At 44.1% G+C, this 26,659-nt stretch carries 24 protein-coding genes; 13 read left to right on the forward strand and 11 right to left on the reverse strand.

Translation table 11 applies throughout. The annotated features are described in order from the left end of the window. Positions 1-447 precede the first annotated feature (447 nt). Positions 448-3,264 carry a carbamoyl-phosphate synthase large subunit gene (gene carB, locus AC1DCV_RS13740; protein WP_477023678.1) on the reverse strand — a complete coding sequence of 939 codons (2,817 nt, stop codon included), beginning with the start codon at positions 3,262-3,264 and terminating at the stop codon, positions 448-450. Between the two features lie 303 nt (positions 3,265-3,567). Here carB and AC1DCV_RS13745 point away from each other — a divergent pair, with 303 nt between their 5' ends. The 4 genes from AC1DCV_RS13745 to AC1DCV_RS13760 all read left to right on the forward strand — a co-directional run bounded on the left by AC1DCV_RS13745 (position 3,568) and on the right by AC1DCV_RS13760 (position 5,835). Next, complete coding sequence (locus AC1DCV_RS13745) at positions 3,568-3,741, forward strand: toxin-antitoxin system HicB family antitoxin (protein WP_477023945.1); 174 nt, start codon at positions 3,568-3,570, stop codon at positions 3,739-3,741. Between the two features lie 220 nt (positions 3,742-3,961). Next, positions 3,962-4,198, forward strand: coding sequence for a hypothetical protein (locus AC1DCV_RS13750; protein WP_441577673.1), 237 nt, complete (start codon positions 3,962-3,964; stop codon positions 4,196-4,198). 51 nt (positions 4,199-4,249) lie between these two features. Then, positions 4,250-5,176 (forward strand): MbnB/TglH/ChrH family RiPP precursor modification enzyme, encoded by a 927-nt coding sequence (locus AC1DCV_RS13755; protein WP_477023679.1) that lies wholly within the window; start codon positions 4,250-4,252, stop codon positions 5,174-5,176. 5 nt (positions 5,177-5,181) lie between these two features. Next, complete coding sequence (locus tag AC1DCV_RS13760) at positions 5,182-5,835, forward strand: hypothetical protein (RefSeq protein ID WP_477023680.1); 654 nt, start codon at positions 5,182-5,184, stop codon at positions 5,833-5,835. A gap of 3 nt (positions 5,836-5,838) precedes the next feature. Here AC1DCV_RS13760 and AC1DCV_RS13765 read toward each other — a convergent pair whose 3' ends face one another. Together AC1DCV_RS13765 and AC1DCV_RS13770 are read right to left on the reverse strand one after the other, a co-directional pair. Then, positions 5,839-6,993: an MFS transporter gene (locus AC1DCV_RS13765; protein WP_477023681.1), complete on the reverse strand. Its 1,155-nt coding sequence runs from the start codon at positions 6,991-6,993 to the stop codon at positions 5,839-5,841. 27 nt (positions 6,994-7,020) lie between these two features. Then, positions 7,021-7,767 carry a DeoR/GlpR family DNA-binding transcription regulator gene (locus AC1DCV_RS13770; protein WP_477023682.1) on the reverse strand — a complete coding sequence of 249 codons (747 nt, stop codon included), beginning with the start codon at positions 7,765-7,767 and terminating at the stop codon, positions 7,021-7,023. An 83-nt stretch (positions 7,768-7,850) separates the two neighbouring features. On the opposite strand from AC1DCV_RS13770, the gene AC1DCV_RS13775 reads away from it, so the two are divergent. Then, entirely contained in the window at positions 7,851-8,387 is a 537-nt protein-coding gene (locus AC1DCV_RS13775; RefSeq protein ID WP_477023683.1) for a 5' nucleotidase, NT5C type, read from the forward strand. Positions 8,388-8,397: 10 nt separating this feature from the next. Here AC1DCV_RS13775 and AC1DCV_RS13780 read toward each other — a convergent pair whose 3' ends face one another. Together AC1DCV_RS13780 and AC1DCV_RS13785 are read right to left on the reverse strand one after the other, a co-directional pair. Next, positions 8,398-8,928, reverse strand: coding sequence for a helix-turn-helix domain-containing protein (locus AC1DCV_RS13780; RefSeq protein WP_477023684.1), 531 nt, complete (start codon positions 8,926-8,928; stop codon positions 8,398-8,400). A 174-nt stretch (positions 8,929-9,102) separates the two neighbouring features. After that, the gene (locus tag AC1DCV_RS13785) at positions 9,103-9,702 is read right to left on the reverse strand and encodes a helix-turn-helix domain-containing protein (protein ID WP_441577666.1); all 600 of its coding nucleotides are present in this window, start codon (positions 9,700-9,702) and stop codon (positions 9,103-9,105) included. 468 nt (positions 9,703-10,170) lie between these two features. Between AC1DCV_RS13785 and AC1DCV_RS13790 the strand changes: the two genes are divergently transcribed. The 4 genes from AC1DCV_RS13790 to AC1DCV_RS13805 all read left to right on the forward strand — a co-directional run bounded on the left by AC1DCV_RS13790 (position 10,171) and on the right by AC1DCV_RS13805 (position 14,812). Next, positions 10,171-10,446, forward strand: coding sequence for a hypothetical protein (locus AC1DCV_RS13790; RefSeq protein ID WP_477023685.1), 276 nt, complete (start codon positions 10,171-10,173; stop codon positions 10,444-10,446). A gap of 177 nt (positions 10,447-10,623) precedes the next feature. Then, complete coding sequence (locus AC1DCV_RS13795; RefSeq protein WP_477023686.1) at positions 10,624-11,769, forward strand: tetratricopeptide repeat protein; 1,146 nt, start codon at positions 10,624-10,626, stop codon at positions 11,767-11,769. A gap of 112 nt (positions 11,770-11,881) precedes the next feature. After that, positions 11,882-13,795 carry an acetate--CoA ligase gene (gene acs / locus AC1DCV_RS13800; protein ID WP_477023687.1) on the forward strand — a complete coding sequence of 638 codons (1,914 nt, stop codon included), beginning with the start codon at positions 11,882-11,884 and terminating at the stop codon, positions 13,793-13,795. Positions 13,796-13,870: 75 nt separating this feature from the next. Further along, the gene (locus tag AC1DCV_RS13805) at positions 13,871-14,812 is read left to right on the forward strand and encodes an alpha/beta hydrolase (RefSeq protein WP_477023688.1); all 942 of its coding nucleotides are present in this window, start codon (positions 13,871-13,873) and stop codon (positions 14,810-14,812) included. Between the two features lie 173 nt (positions 14,813-14,985). Here AC1DCV_RS13805 and AC1DCV_RS13810 read toward each other — a convergent pair whose 3' ends face one another. From AC1DCV_RS13810 to AC1DCV_RS13835, 6 genes are all read right to left on the reverse strand, one after another. Next, positions 14,986-15,552 carry a L,D-transpeptidase family protein gene (locus tag AC1DCV_RS13810; protein WP_477023689.1) on the reverse strand — a complete coding sequence of 189 codons (567 nt, stop codon included), beginning with the start codon at positions 15,550-15,552 and terminating at the stop codon, positions 14,986-14,988. A gap of 128 nt (positions 15,553-15,680) precedes the next feature. Beyond that, the gene (locus AC1DCV_RS13815; protein WP_477023690.1) at positions 15,681-18,620 is read right to left on the reverse strand and encodes a M16 family metallopeptidase; all 2,940 of its coding nucleotides are present in this window, start codon (positions 18,618-18,620) and stop codon (positions 15,681-15,683) included. A 154-nt stretch (positions 18,621-18,774) separates the two neighbouring features. Then, positions 18,775-19,110 carry a hypothetical protein gene (locus AC1DCV_RS13820; RefSeq protein ID WP_477023691.1) on the reverse strand — a complete coding sequence of 112 codons (336 nt, stop codon included), beginning with the start codon at positions 19,108-19,110 and terminating at the stop codon, positions 18,775-18,777. A 33-nt stretch (positions 19,111-19,143) separates the two neighbouring features. Beyond that, positions 19,144-20,088 (reverse strand): outer membrane beta-barrel protein, encoded by a 945-nt coding sequence (locus tag AC1DCV_RS13825; protein WP_477023692.1) that lies wholly within the window; start codon positions 20,086-20,088, stop codon positions 19,144-19,146. A gap of 19 nt (positions 20,089-20,107) precedes the next feature. Continuing rightward, positions 20,108-21,181 carry an anti-sigma factor family protein gene (locus tag AC1DCV_RS13830; RefSeq protein WP_477023693.1) on the reverse strand — a complete coding sequence of 358 codons (1,074 nt, stop codon included), beginning with the start codon at positions 21,179-21,181 and terminating at the stop codon, positions 20,108-20,110. A gap of 41 nt (positions 21,182-21,222) precedes the next feature. Beyond that, positions 21,223-21,708, reverse strand: coding sequence for an RNA polymerase sigma factor (locus AC1DCV_RS13835; protein WP_133807663.1), 486 nt, complete (start codon positions 21,706-21,708; stop codon positions 21,223-21,225). A gap of 381 nt (positions 21,709-22,089) precedes the next feature. Between AC1DCV_RS13835 and kbl the strand changes: the two genes are divergently transcribed. The 4 genes from kbl (at position 22,090) to AC1DCV_RS13855 (ending at position 26,376) form a co-directional block, all read left to right on the forward strand. Then, a complete protein-coding gene (gene kbl / locus AC1DCV_RS13840; RefSeq protein WP_441577656.1) occupies positions 22,090-23,277 on the forward strand; it encodes a glycine C-acetyltransferase in 1,188 nt (395 codons plus the stop codon). Positions 23,278-23,430: 153 nt separating this feature from the next. Further along, complete coding sequence (gene blaOXA, locus AC1DCV_RS13845; RefSeq protein ID WP_477023694.1) at positions 23,431-24,234, forward strand: class D beta-lactamase; 804 nt, start codon at positions 23,431-23,433, stop codon at positions 24,232-24,234. Positions 24,235-24,553: 319 nt separating this feature from the next. Then, the gene (locus AC1DCV_RS13850) at positions 24,554-25,573 is read left to right on the forward strand and encodes a VWA domain-containing protein (protein ID WP_477023695.1); all 1,020 of its coding nucleotides are present in this window, start codon (positions 24,554-24,556) and stop codon (positions 25,571-25,573) included. A gap of 11 nt (positions 25,574-25,584) precedes the next feature. Next, positions 25,585-26,376, forward strand: a complete 792-nt coding sequence (locus AC1DCV_RS13855; protein WP_477023696.1) for a tetratricopeptide repeat protein — start codon at positions 25,585-25,587, stop codon at positions 26,374-26,376. Positions 26,377-26,659 lie beyond the last annotated feature (283 nt).

Genomic DNA, 26,659 nt, shown 5'->3' on the forward strand with positions numbered 1-26,659 from the left:
ACAAACATCACATTTAATCCCCTAAAAAGTGTTTTAAGAATGTTAAAACAATCGATAGTATTTTTATATGATATCTTGAAAACTTTCTCTTTACAACTAAAAATGTAGGGTAACTAGCGAATATTAACGACTATTTAATATATTAATAATTAATACGTTAAATATTACAAATGTCTGCATCTGTTATTGATTAGTTAACATCTCTTTTAAATATAATATTATTTGTAAACTGCATTACCGGTCACGCTATTTGAATTGTATCAAGATTCAATAGTCGTGTCTTTAATGGTTATTTTGAGGGAAAAGAAGGAGCCTGATTTTTATCAGGCTCTGTTATTTTATAGCTGTTAGGTTTTAGCCATCAGCACTTAGTTACAAAATGCAAAAGCCATCGAAGCGACGATAGTACGCTCCGATGGCTTTTTGCTATAAGCTAACTGCTAAAAGCTATTTGCTCAGATACATGCTCTTTTCTTTGAACAACTGTCTGAAGTAAGGATCGCGCAGATCTTTAATAAAGCGGATCGCTTCACCGGTTGATTTCATTTCAGGTCCGAGCTCTTTGTTCACGCCTGGGAACTTATTGAAAGAAAACACTGGCTCCTTGATAGCAAAGCCTGTGAGTTTCTTTTCAATGGTAAAATCTTTCAGCTTATTGGCGCCGATCATCACTTTGGTAGCGATGTTCAGATAAGGCACCTGGTAAGCTTTGGCGATAAACGGCGTAGTACGGGAGGCACGTGGATTAGCTTCAATCACAGCCACTTTGCCATCTTTAATGGCAAACTGAATGTTGATCAAACCTTTGATGTTCAGTGCGCGTGCAATCTTTTCCGCGTAGTATTCCATAGTGGTTACTTCAATCGGCGACAGGTTGAAAGCTGGCAGCAACGCATGGCTATCGCCACTGTGAATACCGGCTGGTTCAATATGTTCCATTACACCCATTACATGAAACTCGTCACCATCAAAAATACCATCTATTTCCGCCTCCTGGCAACGATCCAGGAAGTGATCAATCAATATTTTGTTACCCGGTAAATGTCTCAGCAAACTCAGTACAGATTCTTCCAGCTCCTCTTCGTTGATCACTATTCTCATACGCTGACCACCTAATACATAGGAAGGACGCACCAGTACAGGATAACCAACTTCTTTCGCCACATCAATCGCATCATCTGTGTTGTAAGCCGTACCATACTTAGGATAAGGGATACCCAGTTCTTTCAGCATGTCGGAGAAACGACCACGATCTTCTGCAATGTCCATGTTATCGAAAGAAGTACCAATGATCTTTACGCCTTTCTCTTCCAGGCGTTTTGCGAGTTTCAGTGCGGTTTGGCCGCCCAGCTGAACAATCACTCCTTCTGGTTTTTCCAGCTCAATGATTTCCCATAGGTTTTCCCAGAACACCGGCTCGAAGTACAGCTTATCAGCCATATCAAAGTCGGTGGAAACCGTTTCAGGATTACAGTTTACCATGATCGCTTCATAGCCGCAATCCTGGATCGCCTGCAAACCGTGTGTACAGCAGTAGTCGAATTCAATACCCTGACCAATTCTGTTAGGACCGGAACCGAGTACAATGATTTTTTTCTTCTCTGTTCTGATACTTTCGTTTTCGGTATCGAAGGTAGAATAGAAGTAAGGTGTTTTAGCCTCAAACTCTGCGCTACATGTATCTACCATCTTGAACGTACGGCGGATGCCCAGTTCTTTACGTTTGGCATATACTTCATCTTCATCACAATCAGCGAAGAGGATAGATAGCTGTGCATCGGAGAAGCCCATTTTCTTGGCATCTTTCAGCATTTCCAGCGGAACGCTCTGCAGATCGTGTTCCAGTAATTGTTTCTCCAGGTTTACGATATCCTGTATCTGGTGAAGGAACCAACGATCGATGTAAGTCAGCTGGTGAATATGTTTTACGGATACTCCTGCCATCAAAGCATCTTTGATACGGAATATACGATCCCAGGTAGGACGTTTTAATTTCTCTACCAGTTGTTCGCTCTTCATGAGTGATTTACCGTAGTAGCCCAAACCGAGTGCATCGTTTTCGAGGCTCTGGCAGGCTTTCTGCAGCGCTTCAGGGAAAGTACGGCCAATAGCCATTACCTCTCCTACTGATTTCATTTGCAGGCCCAGGGTGTCATCAGCTCCTTTGAATTTATCGAAGTTCCAGCGTGGCATTTTTACGATAACGTAATCCAACGCAGGTTCAAAGAAAGCGGAAGTTGTTTTGGTGATCTGGTTTTCCAGTTCATCCAGTGTATAACCTATGGCCAGTTTAGCGGCAATTTTTGCGATCGGATAACCGGTAGCTTTGGAAGCGAGTGCAGAAGAACGGCTTACGCGCGGATTGATTTCAATCGCGATCAGCTCTTCGTTTTCAGGATTCAGGGAGAACTGTACGTTACAACCACCGGCGAAGTTGCCGAGGTCACGCATCATCATCATGGCTTTGTTACGCATGTCCTGGAAAGCAGTATCGCTCAGGGTCATGGCTGGCGCCACGGTGATAGAATCCCCGGTGTGAATACCCATAGGATCCAGGTTTTCTACGGTACAGATGATAACAACGTTATCATTTTTATCACGCAAAAGTTCCAGTTCGTATTCCTTCCATCCGAGTACGGCTTTTTCTACCAGCACTTCGTGAATGGGAGAAGCTTTCAAACCACGGTCCAGGGCTTCGTCCAGGTCGTCTTTGCTGTGTACAAATCCACCACCTGTACCGCCCAGGGTAAAGGAAGGGCGGATTACCAGCGGAAATCCTATTTCCTGTGCAAACTCTTTTCCTTCGAGGTAGGAGTTAGCTGTCCTGGCAGGAGCAACAGGTATACCCAGTTGGATCATCCACTGACGGAACTGTTCACGGTCTTCCGCTTTGTCGATGGCTTTGATGTCTACTCCAATCAGGCGAACGTTGTGCTTTTCCCAAATTCCCAGTTCGTCTACTTCCTTACAAAGGTTCAGCGCAGTCTGGCCGCCCATAGTGGGTAATACGGCATCTATCTGGTTTTCTTCCAGAATCTGCTCAATGCTTTCCACGGTCAGCGGCAGCAAATAAACCTTATCGGCCATCATAGGATCCGTCATGATGGTGGCCGGGTTGGAATTAATCAAAATCACTTTAATTCCTTCTTCCCGCAGCGAACGTGCTGCCTGGGAACCGGAATAGTCAAATTCGCAAGCCTGACCAATAATAATGGGTCCAGAACCGATAATGAGTACAGATTTGATAGATGAGTCTTTTGGCATTTGTGTAATCTATTGAAAATGAAAAACCAAATTGATTTTCCTGCCGTATGAGGGAACAAAAAAATCGTGCAAAGTTACGGGATTTGAAATTTATAAAGCGAAATTAATTTTGTTTGGAGGGAAGTTTTTTTGCGGAGCGGGTTGAATACACTTAGTTTTATATAAAATATTTATGCTATTTATTGAAGCGCAGAAGACGATGTATTCTTTGGCAAGATTGAAGAAATAGATGATCTGATCAGCTTCGAGGCCAGCACAATAAAAGACTTACACAAATCCTTTGAGGAAGCCGTTGACGATTATCTGGAACTTTGCAAAAAAGCAAATAAAGAACCCTTAAAGCCCGCAAAAGGCTCTTTCAACATCAGGATATCACCAGAGCTACATCGAAAGGCAATACATACTTCCAAACAAATGCATTTAAACCTGAATCAGTTTGTACAGCAGGCAATAGAGCAGGCCGTAGCCGCTTATTGATGAGCAGGATGGTCAGCAGGCACTTCTGCTGACCATCCCATTTTCCGTATAAATACTTATCCAGATCTCACCATATTCCCCTAACTTTATCATCCGCAGAAAAACACTGCGCCTACAACCCCAAAAAGACTGGCACTAATAACTACAACAGCCCTGCTTGCAGGGAGTATTTCCAATCTGTTTTCCACAAGCATTTTACACCCCCAAAAATCAAAACATCATGCGTACAGCTGAAGTTCATTACGGTGACAACGGTCATGTAGATCTCGCCGTTCCCAAAGGCACCAAACTGGAAGAAATCACCAAATTACAATCTATGGTGATCAAACAAATTAATCCCCGTGGCTGCCAGGCATGCTTATCCGGTGTTCACTTCAATATCCGGGAAAAACTGGAAGAAGTGATTAAAGTAGACCTGGATAAAATGGCTGTCATTAAAAATGTCGCCCAGCATTAATTCTGTAATACCGTCCCGGCACCACCGGGACGGTTGTTAAACATTCTCACCATGTCACAAGTCATATCATCAGCCAGGGTGGGGCATCTTTACCAGCAAACTATTCCACAACTCGGCGTAGGCCTGCTGTATAACCCTTCCCTTGAATTATACCTGGAAGCTTGTCCGGATAGCTGCGACTACGTAGAAGTTATCCCGGATATGTTTTGGACAGATCGCGGAAATGGCCAACAGGAAAGATTTGAAGAGATTGAATCCTGGATGAAAGTGTTGGATAAAATTGCTGCCCGATACCCTTTAACTTCTCACAACATCTCCTACTCCCTCGGCAGTGCAGGCATCTTCGATAAAACCTATCTGCAAAAAATGAAAGAATGGCATACCCGCTATGCCTTCAAATGGCACAGTGATCACCTGTCTTTTGTAAAAGTGCATAACGAACAACAGGAAGAACATAATGCAGGACTCGCTGTACCCGTACCATACGATTATGAAGTGCTGGACATGATAGGTGGTCGCATCAATGCTATTAAACGCGTTATCTCCACACCTTTCCTGGTAGAGAACAATGTTTATTTTATAGATCTTCCGGATCAGGAACTCAGTGAAACATCTTTTCTCAATGAGCTGTCGCACGACACCTCCTGCGGATTGCTGCTGGATATACACAACGTATATACGAACGCTGTGAATCATCACTTTGATCCCAAAGAATTCATTGCACAGCTGGATCTGGACAAAGTCATTGAAATTCATATTGCAGGCGGAAATGAGCTTGGCGGCATGTATACCGATTCGCATGCGGGACCTTGTCCACAAGCGGTATGGGAGTTGCTCGATTATACGTTACCGTTAGTGCCTAATTTGTGCGGCATCACTTTCGAGTTTCATGAATCCTATTTTCACCTGTTGCAGTTCGATGGCATTACACGTGAACTAAACAGGGCGAAAGCAGCCTGGAACCTTTATCATACCTGAAACATATGTCACTCTTATCATTTCAGAAAGCATTAACAGACCTGATTGCCTCCCCGCAATTATGCCTGCAGATGCGTACTGACCCAACTGTTATACTGTCGCGGTATGAGCTGACCGACCGCGAAAAAGCTCGCCTGCAAACGGTGGTACACCAACCCGGCATGTCCGTTAGTTGTACCCTGTATCGTGTAAACAGGATTACACCTATTTATACGATGCTTCCCTATACCTGCTTTTTATTGGGACATGCCTTAGTGCCGCTGGCAGACGAGTTCTGGGCCATCAGCAACAAATCTGATCTGCAATTTAAGCGGGAGATCACCATATTTGGTGAATTCTTACTACAGAAAATTGAAAATGGTTCCCTTGAAAACCCCTATCTGCGGGAAATTGTAGCCATGGAACTGGCAATTAATGAATTGAACTTTTTACCGAGAGAAGCATTGCTGGATACGCCCGTTAATGAACTGGCCTTGCATCCGCTTATACGGCTGGTACCATTTGATCATCCGCCGGAAGCCTTGCTCACAGCGCTTGCAGGCATGCAACAGCCAGAACTGAGTGATAGTAAAGGAGACTATTGGCTGATGATAGATCATCGCGAAGAGGAAATTTCTTTCAGCACACTGCCCCGTAAAAACGAAGCAGTGGCTGTTTGATCGTTATACTTTTATTCTGGAAGACATTACCGCAATAGCCGCTCCCATTACTGCAATCATAGAGAAGGCAATACCCAGACTGGTAGCCTGCGCCACAAATCCGATTAGTGGAGGTCCGCACAGGAAACCTAAAAATCCAATGGTAGATACCGTGGCAATGGCCATGCCCGGAGGTACGGTCTTTGATTTTCCAGCAGCGCTGTACACCAACGGCACCACAGCGGATACGCCGGCTCCTACCAGCATAAAACCAAATGCAGCAGAAAGAAAATAAGGAAAAATAACGGCCACGAGTAAACCAGATGCTGTCAGGAAACCACTGCCCAGCAACATCTTTTTAACTCCAAATTTTGTAGTCAGGTAATCTGCTACAAAACGCCCTGCTGCCATGGTGCTCATAAATGTTACGAGACCGAAGCCGGAAAGACGATCACTCAAACCAATTACCCGTCTGAAATATATCACACTCCAGTCGAACATCGTCCCTTCACAGATCATAGAACACAACGCAATAATGCCCAGCACCAATAACAGGTTATCCGGCCTTGCAAATAAAACAGGAGCATTATTTTCATTGGGTACACGTGTTATCAGCCGGTTCATGGTCAACAGGATGATAGCCCACGAGACCACCGCTACAATCAGAAAATGATACACCGGCGCCAGGTGCAATCCCGACATCCAGCCACCAAAGGAGGCGCCTGTAAATCCGGCTACACTCCACAATCCATGGAAGGATGCCATAATAGACCGGCTGTAGATAGCTTCTACACCAACTGCCTGTGTGTTTACCGCTACGTTGGCCATGTTACCACAAAACCCAAAGAGCACCAGGAATATACTCAATTCCCAGGAAGTAGTGGCGAGTCCTAATGTTGGCAACACCGCGGCATAAGCCACTGCCGCAACGAGCAGTACCTGCCGGCTGCCATATTTGGATATCAGCACACCAGAAACGGGAAGAGAAATAACGGAGCCTACGGGCAGTGCCAGTAACAGGCTACCAAGCCCGGCATCGTTCAGCCGCAAGGTTTGCTGAATGTCCGAAATACGCGACGCCCAACTGGCAAAGCATAAACCTGTAAGAAAAAATAAGGCACTTACCGCAATGCGGGTGGCTCTTTTATTAATCATCACCATCGATAGATCCTGTAACATCTTCGGTTAAGATAAAAATTAAACTGATTAAATTACCTGAATACCCAGGTTTATATATGGTTTCAGTGAAGGCAGGTCGGGATTATCTGTGATGATGGTATCCAGTCCTGTAATATCACATACTTTAAAAGGCTCTGCGGTGCCCATTTTATCGCTGGTGGCCAGTGCGATTGTTTTGTTGGCTGATCCCACCATCGCGCTTTTCACATCTGCCTCTCCCAGATCAAGTCCGGTAACGCCCGCATCCGGATGCAGACTGCAGATCCCGAGGAAACAAATGTCCGCACGTAATTTCTCCAGCATACGAATGGTATCCATCCCACCAGCTGTCCGGGAATCCTTACCGATCAATCCACCGGTGAAGATCACTTCAATAACAGGATGTTCTATCAGTTGTGCCACAATGGGTACACTGTTGGTGATGACCCTGATATGCAGATTGGCGGGAAATAACTTGGCCAGCATGAGTGTGGAAGTACCACCATCAAGAATAATGGTTTGCCCGTTATGCAGATAGGTCAGTGCTTTGCTGGCTATATGCTTCTTATCGTCTTCATGGTATTGAATACGCTCCTTGAAAGAATAAGGATTGGGGGAATGTGGGATGGCCCCTCCCCTTACTTTGATCAGCTGCCCGTTTTGCGCCAGCGATTCCAGGTCCCGCCGAACAGTGTCTTCAGATACCTGTAAGTCAGTGCTAAGCTCTGTTTGCAGCACTTTATGATCCGTTTGCAGCTTTTTCAGGATATAGTCCAGCCTTTCTTCTTTCAACATGCTCATGCTATTTTATGCAATATTATGAAAGATTATGCAATAATTTGCAGAATATCGCATAACTTTGCAATAAACAGCAAAATATGGCAAGAATAGCAATCGACATGGACAATGTAATGGCAGACCTGACACAACATCTGCTGGACGTATATGCGAAAGAATACGGTGAAGTAGTGGATCCGGAGCGTTTAAATAATATACCGGAAGGCAGCGCATTCCCGGAAGGAGTAGCTCACAAATTATTAAGTGCTCCCGGATTTTTCAGGAATATACCGGTAATGGCAGGCAGCCAGGAAGTGGTAAAGGCTTTAGCAGAAAAACATGAAGTATTCATTGTATCTGCTGCCATGGAGTTCCCTTTTTCACTGGCAGAAAAGCTGGCATGGCTGAACGAACATTTTCCTTTTATCAGCTGGCGCAATATCGTATTCTGCGGCTCCAAAACCATTGTAGAAGCAGATTACATGATTGATGACCACGACAAAAACCTGAGTTACTTTAAAGGAACTCCCATACTATTTACGGCACCGCATAACCTATCCCTGACGGATTACAAAAGAGTGAACAGCTGGGAAGAAGTAGCGGAATATTTTGCAGTAAGTTCAGTGGAAGCAATATAAGGCGACCGGCTTACCTGGCATTCATCTTTTTCTCCAGGGTATTCACCTTGCGGACGTACTGCTGTACTTCCATACATTTATCCAGGTAAGCCTGCTCCCAGTTAACTTGTGGTTTCCCGGCCTGCGGATCAGTAAAGTATGCCGGCGCTATCAGCAATCCGGTATACAGTTGCTGTAGCTGGGCTTCACTTAAACGGGTACAATCGAACCAGTCATACATTTCATTTACAGGCAATTGCAGCTGATCGGCCAGTTGTTTTACTTTTATTTTATGTTGGGCGAGATATAAAAGCAGTAATTCTCCCTGGTGCAACGAATTTTCTTCCAGTGAATTCCAATGATAAAAATCCGTGAAGGTAATAGGTACTGCATCCAGTAACACTTCCAGTTTTTCTCTTTTAATCACTGCCTGAGAAAAATAACGATATAATCCCTGTGGAGTAAGTCCTGCTTTTTTAGCATAATGCAGGATAACTATTTCTTTCTGTCTTAAAATACGCCTTAACCTGGCGCCTGCATGGATATAATATGGAACTGACATTTATATTACTCCTGTTTTGGTGAAGAATTGGGGAAATCTTAAGTATACAAATGTAATATTTTTCAGTTCCTATAAAAATATTAATTCTCAAAAAAGGGTTTCATCTGTTACATTTTAAAAAAGAGCCGGGTTAAGCTATCAACAAATATCATTATAATACATTGCTCCCCATTTTTAATCGGGTTGTTTGCGGCAGGCACTCAGTTCCTTCTTCGTTTGAACGAGTTCATCTCTCAGGGCAGCATGGCTTTTCAACAGTTGGTTATACTCTTCCAGCTGTTTATAATACTTCTCTCTCAATAACATCATTTCTTCGCTATCGGTACTCCTTGATTCCTGGACTACGCCCGGGTTCAGAAAGGCATCCACACTCATATCCAGTCCTTTGGATACACGATCCAGTTCATCCGGGGAGAAGCTCTCTTTTTCAAAAAGGTTATACATGGTGCGGCGGCTCATATCCAGCCGGCCGGCGAGTTTACTCTTATTCAGACCTTTCTCTGCAATCACATTCTGCAGCCGGTCACCATGGTGTATACTCTTACCATTGGTCAGCTGCATAGCGCCATTCCATCTCATAAATTCATCCGCAGAGATGCCGATAAGGGCGCAAAAACGCTCCATAGTGGCCCTTTTCATATCACTTTTACGCAAGTGATAGTGTGCGATCTGGTTTGTAAAACCAGCCATGGCTGCGAAATCCACTATTTTAATTTTCTTCTGCTTCAAGATCTGTTTCAACCGTTGTCCCATGTGTATCAGGCTCGACTGCATCCTTTACATTTTAAATTATGATGCTACATACAGGACTGACCTGTCGTATTACCGTATAATTTAACAATTAATATTTCATTCTGTAAATAAAAATATCAATTTAACGAAAAAAATATGAGTCTGTAAACAGCCCTGGCTGATAATTACTTCGTCTAACTGTAAAGGATATACGCAGAAAAATAATGATAAATATTTCTCAATTTGAACATGCAAAAACGATACTGATAATCCTATTCAAATGCCCTTCAATTATTGTGTAAAACAATAGAAACAAAATTCGCTGAAACGCCTTACCATAGTGGGTTACATGATTTATTATTTTTTTTAAGGAAAGTAAAATTTTATAATTATAAATTGCATGATTATAAATATATTTGCTTACACTAAATGATACTTTTTACACATGTTTCAATTTGACACAATTGCATTTGTTAACCATATCCAATCATACAGAAAACAATACCCACTATGACTAAAGAACCACTAAATGTTCTCCTTGACATCCACACGCAACTCTCCGGGTTACCAGTTCGTTTCAGGGAAAGAGTATGTGAAGAATGTAACTGGAGTACCCCTACTTTCTATCGCAAAATGCGCGGAAGAGATAAGCCCAATCCAAACGAGAAAGGAAAAGTAATTCCTGCACTCAGTAATGCGGAAAAACAAAAAATCATTGAAATCATGGAAGAAGTATATGCGGCAGGCGATGAATACCTGGAGAAATACAAGAAAACTTCCAAATAACCACTGTTATATTTCATCCCCTGTCTGTAGAAGCATTTTCCGAAAAGTATGTTTGCAATAGTAAAGCCTTGTTCCCTGCCCCGGGTTTACAAGGCTTTATTATTTTATGAGATCAATCAACTAAGTTTTTCTTTTTAAAACTAAATTCTTAGTTTTAAGGTTATAAAACGCCTTATTATGTGTCAACTCTTAACCCGCTCCCTTGGAATCATCATCCTGACCATCATCTTTCAGTCCGCATTGGGCCAGCAATCTATAGATCGTACCCAATTGATGGAATACCTGCAGAACCAGCAGTATGAAAGCGCCATCAGCTATTTACAGCCAAGGGTAGATGAAAACGATATTCCCCAGTTATCATTGCTTGCCTATACTTATTACCTGTCGGGCAAAACAAAGGATGCCGTCAGAAAATATGAAAAAGTACTGCAGCTGGATAGTAACAATGTGGTGGCCCATCAATATCTTGCCAGCATATGGATGCAGATGGAAAGTCCGCTGCCTGCTATTCTTCATTACCTGGCAATCATCCGCCTGCAACCCACCAACGCCAATGCTTATAAACAGCTCAGCTTTGCCTGTTTCGCCGCACAGCAGCCGGATACCGGATTTGTATGGCTGCAAAAAGCATATGCACTCAATCCTGCTGACCCTAAAGTAACAGCACGCCTGGGCGAAGAATGGATAGACAGACAACATTATACAACAGCAGACAGCATTCTCCGCTCCTTCCTGCAATCGGATTCCCTGCAGCCACAGGTGATTATGACGGCTGTAAGATCCGCCTGGTTCCTGAAAGACTATAAGCGCTGTACTACTCTGGGGAATCAGCTCATGAATATGCATATCCTTTCTCCCAATACGTTTAGTTTCGTCTCCGCTGCCTGGTACACACTTAAACAATATCAGCAATGCATTGCCATATATGAATACCTCCGGGCCAGCAACGCACAATCAGAGAATATCATGTATTACGCAGCCATGGCATATACAGAGCTAAAAAATTATACTGCCAGCAATGATTTGTTACAACTCTGCATTGACCTCGCCACCTCGAAAAGCATGGAAAGCTATTACAGCGGTAAATCGGCCAATTATGAAGGCCTCCGTCAATATAAATCTGCGGTGGCCAATCTTGATACCGCATATTATCTTTTCCATCAACCTCTGCACCAGTACCGCATTGGCCGCATTTATGAAGTGAATCTTAAAAATAAACAACAAGCTACCAGCTACTATAAACGCTTCATGAAAGCAGGCAACCCCACTGATCCCAAAGAAGCGGATATTTACAAATACCTGCGATCATATGTTGAAAAATAATCTGCTTTTAACATGAATTTTTAGATTATTTCTACTAAACCATCTGGTTTTTCTTAAATTTAAACCCCGTTAGTAAAATGCTTGTACTTAACCAATAAACAATTACGGTGCTATGTCGTACCCATACCAGATCAAGAGTATTGAAGATTATCAGCAGGCTTATCAACAAAGTGTAATTGACCCGGAAGCTTTCTGGGCCAACGTCGCAGACCATTTTTACTGGCGTCGCAAGTGGGATAAGGTATTGGACTGGAATTTTAAAGACCCGGAAATCAAATGGTTTACCGGTGCTAAACTGAACATCACAGAAAACTGTCTGGATCGTCACCTGGGAACATTGGGCAATACGCCCGCTATTATCTGGGAGCCTAACGATCCGGAAGAACACCATCGCATTATCACTTACCGCGACTTATACAATAAGGTTTGCCAGTTTGCGAATGTGCTGAAGAACAATGGCGTTAAAAAAGGAGATCGTGTGTGTATATACATGGGAATGATCCCTGAACTGGCGATTTCTATACTGGCCTGCGCCCGTATAGGTGCCGTTCACTCCGTGGTGTTTGGTGGCTTCAGTGCCCAATCTATTGCAGACAGGATACAGGATGCGCAATGCAGCCTCGTAATTACCTGCGATGGCGCATACCGCGGTGCAAAGGATATTCCATTGAAATCAGTCATGGACGATGCGCTGATGGCTTGCCCATCTGTAAAAAAAGTAATCGTATGTACCCGTACCCGCACTCCGGTGAGTATGCTGAAAGGCAGAGACCTGTGGTGGGAAGATGAAATTAAACAGGTAGAAACAATGGGCAACCCGCCCTGCCCGGCTGAAGAAATGGATGCAGAAGATCTGCTCTTCATCCTCTATACTTCCGGATCTACTGGCAAACCTAAAGGCGTGGTACACACCTGTGCCGGCTACATGGTATATGCCAACTACACCTTTGTAAACACCTTCCAGTATCAGCCAGGTGAAGTATACTTCTGTACTGCCGATATTGGCTGGATCACAGGACACAGCTACATTGCCTATGGCCCGCTCAGCGCAGGCGCCACCACCCTCATGTTTGAAGGGGTGCCTACCTATCCGGATGCAGGCAGACTGTGGGAAATTGTAGATAAATTCAGGGTAAACATATTATATACTGCTCCCACTGCCATACGCAGCCTGATGAGCTTCGGCCTGGGACCCGTTAATCATAAAGATCTCAGCTCTCTCAAAAAACTGGGTAGCGTAGGCGAACCTATTAATGAGGAAGCATGGCATTGGTTTAAAGACAATATCGGTAAAGGCAGGTGCCCGATCGTAGATACCTGGTGGCAAACAGAAACCGGTGGTATTATGATCACTCCGATTGCCGGTATCACCAAAGAAAAACCAGGTTATGCCACCCTGCCACTCCCAGGTGTACAACCTATACTGGTTGACGAAAATGGTAAAGAACTACAAGGCAACGGCGTAAGCGGTAACCTCTGTATCAAGTTCCCATGGCCAGGTATGCTGCGCAGCACCTACGGCGATCATGACCGTTTCCGTAAAACCTATTTTTCTACTTACGAAAATCTCTACTTCACCGGCGATGGCTGTCTCCGCGATGAAGACGGCTACTACAGAATCACCGGCCGCGTAGATGATGTACTCAATGTAAGCGGTCACCGTATTGGTACTGCAGAAGTAGAAAACGCCATCAACATGCACTCCGGCGTAGTGGAAAGCGCTGTAGTTGGCTATCCTCACGACATTAAAGGTCAGGGCATTTATGCTTATGTGATCATGGAAAGACTCACACATGATCTGGAACTGACTAAAAAAGATATTGCTCAAACAGTGGCCCGTATCATCGGACCTATTGCCAAACCAGATAAAATCCAGATTGTAAGCGGTTTACCTAAAACCCGTTCCGGCAAAATCATGCGCCGCATCCTGCGCAAAATTGCTGAAAATGACCTGGATAATTTAGGTGATATCTCTACCCTGCTGGATCCATCAGTAGTAGAAGAAATCAAGGTCGGCAAACTGTAAATTATTCTTGGATTTTTCAACAAGGGATGCAGGAATTTATTTCTGCATCCCTTCGTCATAAATGAATACCCCGGCATGAAACGTTTTCTCAAAAAGGCAGCCTGGACCTGTCTTTTCCTGTTCCTGTTACTCAACATTACTGCAGCATTCCATGCCTGGAAATTCACGCATTTTTATGATGAAGGAGGCCGCCGCAATAGGCTGCCGGAACAAATGAGCACAGGAGAAAAAATACGCACCATCCTTTTGGGCGTTAGCATTGCTAAGTCGGTAACAACAGCACGCCCTGCTGTTCCCTTTGAAACAGTGCTCCTGCACACACAAAAAGGCTTGCGGCTGGAAGGTTGGTGGATACCTGTTAAAGCGCCTAAAGGCACCGTTATCCTGTTTCATGGTTATAATGGCAACAAGGGTTCTCTCTTTCCGGAAGCTAATCGTTTCCGGGAACTGGGCTATAACACCTTCTTACTCGATTTCCGGGCGCATGGCAATAGTGAGGGGTATACCTGCAGTGTGGGATTTAAAGAAGCTGAAGACGTAAAACTGGCCTGGGATTATGTACAGCAAAAGAGTAGCCGGCCAATTGTGTTGTGGGGCGTGAGTATGGGCGCTGCTGCCATTTTAAAGGCGGTGCCGGAGTATGGCCTCACACCTCAAAAGGTAATCCTCCAATGCCCTTTTGCATCACTCACAGATGCGGTAAAAAGCCGTATGCGAGCTGTGCATCTGCCAGCATCCCCCCTTTCACAGCTGCTTACTTTCTGGGGTGGTGCAGAGCAAGGCTTCTGGGGGCCGGGTTATCAACCGGAAAACTATGCCAGGCAAATACATATGCCGGTATTATATTTCTACGGCCAGCAAGATATCCGCGTATTGCCCGGCGAAACGCAGGCCGTATTTTCAAATTTAGGTACCCGGCAGAAAAAACTGCACATTTTCCCCAACGCCGGCCACCAATCCTTTTGTGGGAAAGACTCCGCTGTTTGGATGAAGGAAGTCACCGCTTTCCTGCAATAAAAAAGCGCGCACCATACGAGTGGAGCGCGCTCTTCACAGGATCTGACCCGCCGATTTTATATTTGAGTCATGGTGCAGTAAAACTGCGCCACTAGATGCCGTATCAGTTCTATTGCTAAATTACAACGGTTGGCTGCCACCCGGAGTCACCTGTTGAATTATCCACAAAAATCTTACCGGCGTATCACTACTGGTGTTCCTACTTTCAGGACATCGTACAATTCATTCACATCCGCATTCTTCATGCTGATACAACCCAGGGTCCAGTTAATTCTGCCTTCTACATAATTATCCCGGATACCAGAGTTATACTCTACACCATGAATGCCGATAGCCCCGCCTATACTGGCTTCGGAAGACACCATACCTTCAGACTGCCGTTGACGGAATTTCTGCCAGGAATCCTCATTGGGATAATCCAGCAGCATAAACCGACTCCAGCTTTTATCTACTCTTTTACTTAAAATATGGAAGGTACCTTCAGGTGTCCTGCGATCACCTTCAACTTGTTTGTCTGTTTGGTCGCGGTTACCAAATACCACCTTGTAGATTTTTCTCAACGTCACATCTTCGTATACATACAAACGATAATCGCTCTTGTCTATCAGCAGGAAAACTTTATCCGGATCAATGTTGGCAGCATTTAACCGTACACTATATAAATCAGATTCGTTGATAAATCCACTAAGTGGCAGCAGCAACAGGATCGCTACCAACCAGTAATGACAGCACTTCTTCATAGGGAGTAATAAATATGCAAATAACGTGTAGGGATAAGGATTTATTGTTTGGCAGAATGGTATAAAAACAAAGGCACAAAGAAATAATCTCTGTGCCCTTGCCTTTTATATACTTTCAGATACGATAATTAGTAACCGAAAATTTCGTCAAGAGAAAGTTTTTTCACTTCTCCATATTTCTTCAACTCGTCTGCAGGCACCTTCTTTTCAGAGGCAACAATGCAATAAGTATATGGTTTATGAGCAAGATATTGATCATGGAACTTCTTCACTTCATCAAAATTCATTTTATCAATAGACTCATACACCTGTTTGCGGATATCTGTGCTTAAGCCCAGTTTCTGCGCAGCCAGATAGCTGAAAATAATACCGTCATTGGTGATACGCTCTGTTTCAATATCCTGTTTCATGCCTTCCTTAGCAGTTTCCAGCAATTTATCAGCACGGGGAACATCGTTCAGTAATTCGTTCATACCAACAATCGCATCATTCATTTTATCTGCCTGGCTTCCTACATAGGCAACTACTGAATAGCGCTCATCTTTTTTATCAGGAGATGCGTAGAACGCATAGGTAGAATAAGCCAGTGCTTTGGATTCACGGATAGTCTGGAATACTACAGATCCCATACCGCCACCAAAATAGCTATTGAACAATGTTACCAGACCAGTTTTAGCAGGGTCATATACTTCTGAGTTTCTCAACCAGTTTACTTCTGTTTGTACCATGTCGTAGTCAGCAAACAGTACCTGGTTTTTCTGCTGGTTATCTTTCACAAACTTTACAGCGGGTGGTGCTACTTTGAAGGATGCAGGCAGGGTGTGCAGCTTCTTCACATCGGCAGCAGCGGCAGTCAGTGACTGAGGTCCCCAATAGATCACGCTGTGTTTGTAGGTAGGCAGTTCATGCAAAATATTGGTCAACTCGGTAGCTGTAATGCCATCCAGGTCGGCCTGGCTTAATTGGTTGTTGAACGGATTTTTAGCACCGTACATGGCGTAGTTTACCACGCCTTTCATGATCGCACCCTTATTCAGTTTGCTATCTGCACGGGCTTTCTGCAAGCGACCTTTCAGAGCAGCCAGTGCTTCTTCATTCGGTTTGCAGTTAGCGATTACATGTTCAAACAAAGTGACTGCCTGATCAAAATTCTCCTGTAAACCACTGATGGTGATAGTGGTATTTTCAGTGGTAGCAGCTACGCTGAAGTTGCAGGCAATATTGTAGAACTCTTTACTGATCTGCTCAGAAGTATATTTATCTGTGCTCAGGAATTGCAGGTATTGTGCTGCCAGCGGGAGTTTCTTATCATTCCAGCTACCCATATCGAAACGATAGTACAGGCGGAAAAGACCATTGTCTTTATTCTGTACGTACATCATTTCGGTGTTACCCAGCGATGTTTTCTGGATATCTTTTTCATAATCCAGCCATTGTGGTTTCACCGGAGTAGCAGGCATAGCGGCAATCTTCTGCAGGAAAGCAGATTGTGCTTCTCTGTTTACTTCTACCGGCGTGATCACAGGCTTTTCAACTTTCTGGATGTTCTTGTCTTCACCTTTACGTTTGTAGACAATCACATAATTATCACTGAGGTATTTGTTGGCGTAGTCAACGAGCTGTTTTTTAGTAACCGTGCCCATATCATCTACATAAGCCACATCATAAGCCCAGTTCTGGCCTCTGCTTTTAATGAAGCCATCCATCAGTGAGGTAGCGCGGTTGTTATTGCTTTCCAGGCCTTGTAATTCGCTCAGTTTAGCATTGTTAACGATCGCTTTCACGAGGGTTTCATCAAAGTCTCCTTTTTTCAGGATAGCGAGTTGACCCAGCAACAGTGCCTTCACTTCTTCCAGGGTTTGACCTTGTTTGGCTTTACCGCTCAGGGAGAAAATGGAATAGTCTTTCAGTCCCATTACACCTGCGCTCGCGTTCAGCACTTTCTGTTGTTTGTTGATATTTAAATCCAGTAAACCGGCTTTGCCATTTTCCAGGATAGCAGACATTACACCCAGTACCAGGTTAGATTTGGTATCGAGGGCACCTGGCATTCTGAAAACGATATCTACGCTTTCTGCGTCAGGACCGAATACTTCTTTTACGATAGGTGCTTTGATCGGAGCTTCCGGAGCAGGCTTGTATTCCTTTACCGGCTTAGCTTTCATGTAGCTGAATTTGTCATCGATGGATTTGATCACGTAGTCAGGATCAAAATCACCTGCCATTACTACTGCCATGTTATTAGGCACATAGTATTCATTGTAGAACTGGCGGATTGCTTTCAGGTTTGGATTTTTAAGATGTTCTACGGTACCGATGGTAGATTGCTGACCGTAGTTATGAGTAGGAAACAGGGCAGCGAGCATTGTTTCATACACTTTGCGACCATCATTATCCAGTCCACGGTTCTTTTCTTCATATACTGCTTCCAGTTCTGTATGGAACAGGCGGAAAACAGGATCGCGGAAACGTTCTGCCTGAACGGTCAGGTACTTATCGATCGCGCTGGAAGGAATATCTTCTTCGTAGATCGTTTCCTCTACCCAGGTGTGGGCATTGGTACCCTGAGCGCCCATACCGGACATCAGTTTGTCGTATTCATTAGCAATAGCATATTTAGCGGCAACGCCGGAAACACTGTCTATTTCATGATAAACGGCTTTACGGGCAGCAGGATCAACGGTTTTATTGTATTTATCATACAAATCGGAAACCTGATCTATCAATGGTTTTTCCTTCGCCCAGTCGAGGGAACCATATTGCTGGGTACCTTTAAAGAGCAGATGCTCCAGGTAGTGGGCCAGACCTGTATGATCTTTGGGATCATTATCACTGCCGGCACGGGTGCCAATCAGTGTCTGGATACGGGGATCTTTTTTATTGACACTCAGGATGACTGTCAGGCCGTTTTTCAGCGTGTAAAAACGTGCCTTCATGGGATCATTGGAGATATACCTGTAGGTGTAACCGCCTGAAGTAGCCTCCTTCCATTGGTATTTCCCCTGAGCTCCTGCTGTTTTCAGGGAGCAGGCAAACAGGAATAGTAATACGACTCTTTTAAGACTCATACAATAGTTGGTTTTTTGAAATTATTCTGTCAAATATACCGGAAGTGAAAAATAAATAAGGGGAAAAAGGGGGAGAATTGTATGAGCGGTAGATGCACAGGGATAACAACCGATTGTCCAACCGGTAATAATCTTAACAAGACCAGTAATTTAATCAGGGAGTAGTATTATTATATATCGAGTATTGTCCCCTTACCACTGCCAGGTTAAACAGCAGTGAGTCAGTTGTTTTACTGGCATTACCCGTTTGCTTTTTTGCCCGGGCCTTATTTCTGAGGCGTACCACCGGTGCAGATATCGGGGCACTCGTTACCTGTGAAATATAGTGTGCCGGGATATTATCGGGTAATATGGCCACAGGCACCTGCTGTAGCTGATTATTGGGAGTTAGACTATTTTTCTCGATCCGAACGCCTAACAAACGTTTTTCACAGGAGTGAATCCATGCAATACAACCAATACATGTCATCAGAGCAACAAAAGAACGCATAAACACAATTTAGGACTGGCTAGCTAAATAAACTTAGAACCCATTCAACCGGATACCGATTGAAAAGGGATATTGCTGTAACCCGTAATCATGTAATGCCGTCAGGGCAAAATTTGCATACAACTTCACAGGACCGTAGCCCAATTCACTGGTTAACCCAAAACGCCATTTATTCAGATTAAAGTCATCAGTTTTTCTCACTTTACCTCTCTCCTCACTTACTTGCTTTGTTCTGGATTTAAGGAGATAACCACCGGAGACACCAATGCTCGCCTGGAATGCACGACTCGGGCGAGCGGGGTTAGAATTAAAGTTAAGCATTACCGGCACTGATATGTATTCGGCAAATAGCTTATTCTTTGAAAACTCTACGGAATCTCTGATTATTTGTGTAGGATACCCCGGCAAATATGTGACGCTCCGGGCATACCTATAGTTATTCATCTCTAATCCTAAAGCATATAACAAGTTAAGTTTGTGTTTTGTTATATTAAGTCGCTGCTCAAATATCCATATATTAAAATTGATTGATTTCCCGGTGATTAGCTTGAATTCTGATGGTGTTAATGGCTCGCTTGCGTCCCTGGGGGCGAAAGTGGCCAGTCCGGCAGCTGAGTAATTGTATTGTTTGGCCACCGGAGACGCAATGGCGCCGTTATAATATTGGCTGCTGTTGGGGTAGTAGCTGATAAAGCTGGCGCCGTTATAGTCGCTGCGGTCAATATAGTTATTGAATCCAAGGTCAAATACGAACCATTTGGTTTGCAGGTTCTTTTTCAGCTTCTGCCGGGCATAAGCGGTATCACTATAAAATTTATAGCTGGTGCGGCCTTTGTCATTCTTTCCTTTGATAATGATCAGTCCTTTGATCTGTATAGTATCTGGAGTGGCTGGAGCATTCTTTGTATCCGCCTTTTGCGCATGAGCCCATTCGCCACATAATACCAGTAACAAAATGAGTAAAATTTTATGCTTCATATGCTATCACCATGATTTATTATTTATTCCTTTTACGGGAAAAAAACTTAGCTACGTTGGTTACTTTATCGAGGATTTTGCTGTCACTACCGCTTACGGACATGATCAGTTCTCCCTGAATGCCCGGTTGAGCGGTTACAGGGGCTACCTTATTATTGCTGACGGTGGCAGTTGATGCCATGACCGTTTCTTTATTGGCTTCTGGTTTTACAGCGGCGATCTGTGCATTTTCCGCCTGTTGCAGATGTTGTTCCACCACTTCATCCATTGAATTGCGCTGAGGTGGCAACTGCGACATTACTGGTGCATCTGCTTTGGGAGCAGTGGTATTGGCGGCGGCCAGATCGGTTGTTTTAGCCGGAGCTGCTGCAGTGGTTACCGGCCTCTTTTCGCGGGTGGTAGCCGTTTTATTATTTTTTGCCAACAGCGGTTGATCGTTCCGCGGGCTTGCAGCAGCTGGTATGGCTACCGGTGCAGCGGCCACTTCAGGTCCTGCAGTTGCGGGGGCCGGCGCGGGTGTTGCTTTTGGTGCAGTAACTACACCAGGTGTATTAACAGCGAATGCTGGCGGACGTTGGGTATGATTATCTGCTGGTAACAGCCAGATAATAAGGCCGGCCATTACAGCGGCAGCCGCTACGCCCCATCCTATGCGACGGTACATCGGGGCAACCCGGTGTTTCTTACTTCTGTACAAGGATGCTTTATCTCCAAATACCAGGTTGGTATCCGGTGTTAATTTTGTTGCCTGCAGGAGAGACAGTTCCTTTTGGGCAGCTGGCTGTTGAGCCAGGTACATCTGTAAGGTTTGTTCTTCTTCAGGAGTAAGTTCCCCATCAATATAACTCAGCATTAACTCCTCATAATCAACGGTATCCACTGATGAGGTTCTGTATAAGGCAGCTTTATTCTCAAATACGATTGTTTCATCCGGTACTACACGTACGCCTTCCAGCAGCTCCAGTTCCTGTTTGAACTGGGGATGCTTTTGCAGGAAAAGCTCCAGCGCCGCCTGTTCTGCCTCATTCAGCTCACCATCGATGTAGCTGAGGAGATAGGATTCGTAGTTTGATATGTTAATCTCTATTGACAAAAATCTATTTTATTATTAATGCTTTAGCAATTATAAAAATATTATATAACATTCTCCATCTTCACCAGGTAATTCTTCAGATGTATCCTGGCACGGTGCAGATAAACTTTTACCTGGGACGGATTCAGGTTCATCATCTCTCCTATTTCTTCATAAGAATATCCCTCATAATCCTTTAGCAGTACCAGGGAACGCTGTACCTCACTGAGTTTGGATAGCGCTTTTTCAATCACTTCTTTCGCGTTATGTATCTTATGATCCGAAACTTTCTCTTCGTCTTTAAACTGGTCAACCAATGTGATCCGCTTTACCTTACGCACATGGTCTATCATATTGTGGTAGCCGACTGTGAACAGGTATGACTTAGCCTTTTCAAAAGGCACATCCTGACAGTGCTTCCACAATATTTCGAATGAATTCTGTACTACGTCTCTGGCATCTTCCGCATGCTCCAGATTTTTAACGATAAAGCGGAATAAATTGTCCGAATACAGATCCACGCATTTATTGTACTCCTTTTCCGTCATTCCGGTGGTGCGGGATTTTAGTGCTAAGTTCCGACAAAAACTTTAATACCCATCATTGACAACATCCATCCTTGTTACCCACACCAGCTCTAAAGCCTGTAAAATCTCCCGCACAGTTGTAGTAACAGTTCCTTTCAAACTGATCATCAATCCTTTATTCAGTATACTCTTTTAGCATTTCTCACTTAAAGACTGACAGCTCAGTTTTTCACTTCATGGCATTTATAATCATGATAGTACTATGACGGAGTGCAACGGGTAAATGTTACACCTGGGTCAAACTTTTTGCATATCCGGTCGTTAGTCATGTGGGCGATAAATAATCGTAATACATTTATTGCCCATAACTTTGGTACATCGAATTTAAATATTGCAATTTTTATGAATGAAAAGTTTATAACCCGTTTACGGGAAGAACTCGGCGATATCAACAAAGCCGGCTTGTACAAGAGAGAGCGCATTATTACATCTGAGCAGGGGGCTGAAATACAGGTTGGAGGCAATACAGTACTTAATTTTTGTGCCAATAACTACCTGGGGTTATCTTCTCACCCGGCCGTAGTGAAGGCTGCCAAAGATGCTATTGATACGCATGGATATGGAATGAGCAGCGTCCGCTTTATTTGCGGCACACAAGATATTCACCGGGAGCTGGAGGAAAAAATCTCCAAATTCCTGGGTACAGAAGATACTATTTTATATGTAGCGGCATTTGACGCCAATGGTGGCGTATTTGAGCCTTTATTCAATGAGCAGGATGCTATTATCTCTGATGCGTTAAACCACGCTTCTATCATTGACGGGGTACGTTTGTGCAAAGCCCAGCGTTTCCGCTATGAGCATAACAATATGGCCGACCTGGAAGCAAAGCTGCAGGAGGCGAAAGACTGCCGTAGCCGCATCATTGTTACAGACGGTTCATTCAGTATGGACGGTACCATTGCCCAGCTGGATAAAATCTGTGACCTGGCAGATAAATACAATGCCATTGTGATGTCTGATGAAAGCCATTCTTCCGGCTTCCTCGGTAAAACAGGCCGCGGTACACACGAATACCGTGGCGTAATGGGCCGTGTAGATATCATCACAGGTACCCTCGGTAAAGCCCTGGGTGGTGCTTCCGGTGGTTTCACCAGCGGTCCTAAAGAAGTAATTGACATTCTGCGTCAGCGCAGCCGTCCTTACCTGTTCTCCAACTCAGTGGCTCCCAGCATTGTAGGCGCTTCTATTGCCGTACTGGACATGTTGAGCGAAACAACGGAACTCCGCGATAAACTGGAATACAATACCAAATACTTCCGTACCAAAATGACGGAAGCAGGTTTCGATATTAAACCCGGTGATCACCCTATTGTTCCGGTAATGCTGTATGATGCAGTACTGAGCGCACAGTTTGCAGATAAGTTACTACAGGAAGGCATCTACGTCATTGGATTCTTCTTCCCGGTAGTACCAAAAGGCCAGGCCCGCATCCGTGTACAGCTGAGCGCCGGTCACGAACAGGCACACCTCGACAGGGCCATTGCCGCCTTTACCAAAGTGGGCAAGGAACTCGGCGTTATTAAATAGAGCGAAAAGCTGAAAGCATAAGGCAAAAAGCCATTGAAGCGAATACCATAGCGGATAATAAACTCATGTTCCGCCTATATCATTCGCTTCAATGGCTTTTTGCTTTACACTCTTTTGGCTACTTTTGCCCCTTATAATTTAATCTTTATGCTGATGAAACGATTTGGCTGGATGTTATTGGCGATAGGTTTGTCCCTTGCTGCCTGCGCACCGAATAATGTAAAAGAAGAGAATAGCTKGGAGAAATATTTTGCCCAATACAAAGTGGAAGGCACTTTTATGTTGTTCAATAACAGCCAGGGGGAGTTTAAAGTGTATAACCTGGAAAGGGCTAAAAAACGTTTTCTGCCGGCATCTACATTCAAAATATTCAATGCCCTTGTAGGGTTGCATACCGGTGTCATTAAAGACACCAGCATGGTCATTCCCTGGGATGGTGTTACCCGTCAGATTCCTGCATGGAACCAGGACCTCAGCATGGCCCAGGCTTTTAAACAGTCGGCTGTACCTTATTTCCAGGAAGTAGCCCGTCGTATTGGTCAACCTACCATGCAGCTATGGCTGGATTCTATCAAATATGGTAACATGAAAATCAGCCGTTTAGATACTTTCTGGCTGGATAACTCCCTGCAGATATCACCAGATGAAGAATTGGGCTTCGTAAAGAAACTATACTTTGATCAGTTGCCCTTTGCGAAAACAACCATGAAAACCGTACGTGACGTGATGCTCATGGAAAAAACGCCAAAATATGAACTGTCTTACAAAACAGGCCTGGGTAATAATGAGGCTAAGAAAATAGGCTGGATCGTGGGCTGGATTGAAGAAAACAGGCATCCCTGCTTCTTTGTGCTGAACATTGAAACAGAGGACCCCAACATCGATATGCCTAAAGTTCGCATGGAAATACTCCGCAATATCCTCACCGATGCCGGCTATTTCAAAGGCGAAATGTAATTTTTGTCATCCGGCGATGGGGAGATGAGCAAATACCCTACCAGCAGTCATCTCCCCATCACCAGATAAATCTCAAGTCCACATCAAGTCCACCTCTCCTCCAGCTCAAGTCCACCTCAAAGGCAGGTCAAAGCCGGCTTTGAAACCGGCTCCTCCTACATTTAAGGCGCACCCAACCTTGCAAAAGTGCACTCCAATAACAAGTGATCGTTAAAAAAACGATAAAACCCCACCTCAACGGCTTGCAATACGTGACAAAAAAATTATTTTTGATATCTTACCTGGTTTACTACCGGTAACGGATATCTTAAAATCGAATATGTTACGATTTCAGCATAGTGAATATTTATGGGCATTGGTGCTCCTGTTAGTATTACAGGTGGCCTTCCTGGGTGTATCCTGGTGGAAACGCCGTTCTATACGCCGTATTGGAGACCAGGCACTGGTAGAAAAGCTTTTTACCGGCTATTCCCGCAAACTGTTTGTATTAAAGTTCCTGCTTATCTTCCTGGCCTTCTTTTTTGGTGTAGTGGGCCTTGCTAACCTCCAGAAGGGTAGCCGCATGGAAAAGATCACCCGCAAAGGAGTGGATGTAATGATTGCGCTGGATGTAAGTAAAAGTATGCTGGCCACCGATGTACAGCCAGATCGCCTTACCCGTGCACGCCAGCTGATCAGCAAATTGATGGATAAGCTGGACAACGACCGCGTAGGCCTGGTGGTATTTGCCGGCAATGCCTATCTGCAAATGCCGCTGACGGTGGATTATTCCGCTGCCAAAATGTATCTCAGCACCGTATCTCCGGATATGATACCTTCACAGGGTACTGCTATCGGACAAGCCATACAGGTATCTGATGATGCTTTCAATAAAAAAGAACGTAAACATAAAGCCCTGATCATTATCTCCGATGGGGAAGATCATGACGAAACAGCAATACAACGAACTAAAGCCGCCTTCGAAAACGGCGCGGTGACTAATACCATCGGCATTGGATCGGTATCTGGTTCTCCCCTCCCCGACCCTGAAACAGGTGGTTATAAAAAAGACCGGGAAGGAAATACCGTTATCTCCAAGCTGAATGAAAACGAACTCAGATCTATTGCTGCTGCCGGTAAAGGTATTTATCAGCACCTGGATAATAATACAGACGATGTGGTGAATACCCTGGTGAATAAAATAGACAGCATGGAACAGAAAGAGTTTGGCGAAAATGTATTCACAGATTACAATAGTTATTTTCAATATTTCCTGGGCATCTGCCTGGCATTGCTGCTGATTGAATTTTTTATCCCTGAAGTACGTTTCAAACGTACGGCAGAAACACCCGCAGCTTAATACAACGGCTCATGAAAATTATTTTTATAAAATATTGTTTTATTACCACGGTAGCGCTGCTCTCCGGTGCCAGCCTGTTTGCTCAAAACGGCACCAATCAGTATATCCGCAAAGGCAACGAGTTGTATAAAAAACAACAATTCACCGATGCTGAAGCCAATTACAAAAAAGCACTGGAACAAAATGCCCAATCTGCGATAGGTAATTATAACCTGGGGAATTCCCTGTATCAGCAGAAACGCTACGATGATGCCCGTAAACAATATGCCAACACCCTGAAACTGGGCGATAAACCAGGCATAAAATCGGATGCAGACTACAACATCGGCAACACCTTTATGGAAGATAAAAAGTGGGAAGAAAGTATCAAATCCTACAAACAAGCCTTGAAAATAAATCCTTCCGATGAAGATGCCCGCTATAACCTCGCTTATGCACAGGCGATGCTGAAAAAGCAACAACAAGGCGGTGGTGGTGACGACAAGAAAGATAATAAGGATAAAAACAAAGACAAGAATAAGAACGACAAGAACAAAGACCAGGATAAAAACAAAGATCAGAACAAAGACCAACAGAATAAAGACAAGGACAAAAATAAAGACCAGAACAAGGACCAGCAGAATAAAGATAAAGATCAGGGTAAAGACAAAGAAGATCAGCAGAAACCAGAGCCACAGCCCAGCAAAATGAGCAAGCAGGAAGCAGAACGTTTACTGCAGGCATTATCACAGGAAGAAAAGAAATTACAGGATAAAGCGAAGAAAGTGAAGGGACAACCGGTGTCTAACGAGAAAGACTGGTAAGCATTTCATCCCTCATTATACATTAACGTCCAAAAGTAAGTCCACTTGCTTTTGGATGTTTTATTTAGCGGCAGAGGGTAATGTACCGGAGTAGCTCCATATCCACTGAAGGTATTGTAGGCCGGACATAAAAAAACCGGAACAAGAGTATTCCGGCCGTTTTACCTAAACCTACAATTGTTACACGATGGCAACAATTCTCTTTCGTGTTTTAAAGCAACAGCGCCCCCTTTACGGAAGCGCTGTAATGCCCATTCATCGCGAAGTAATTTGCCTGCTTCTT

The organism is Chitinophaga sp. 10T418 (assembly GCF_056394125.1).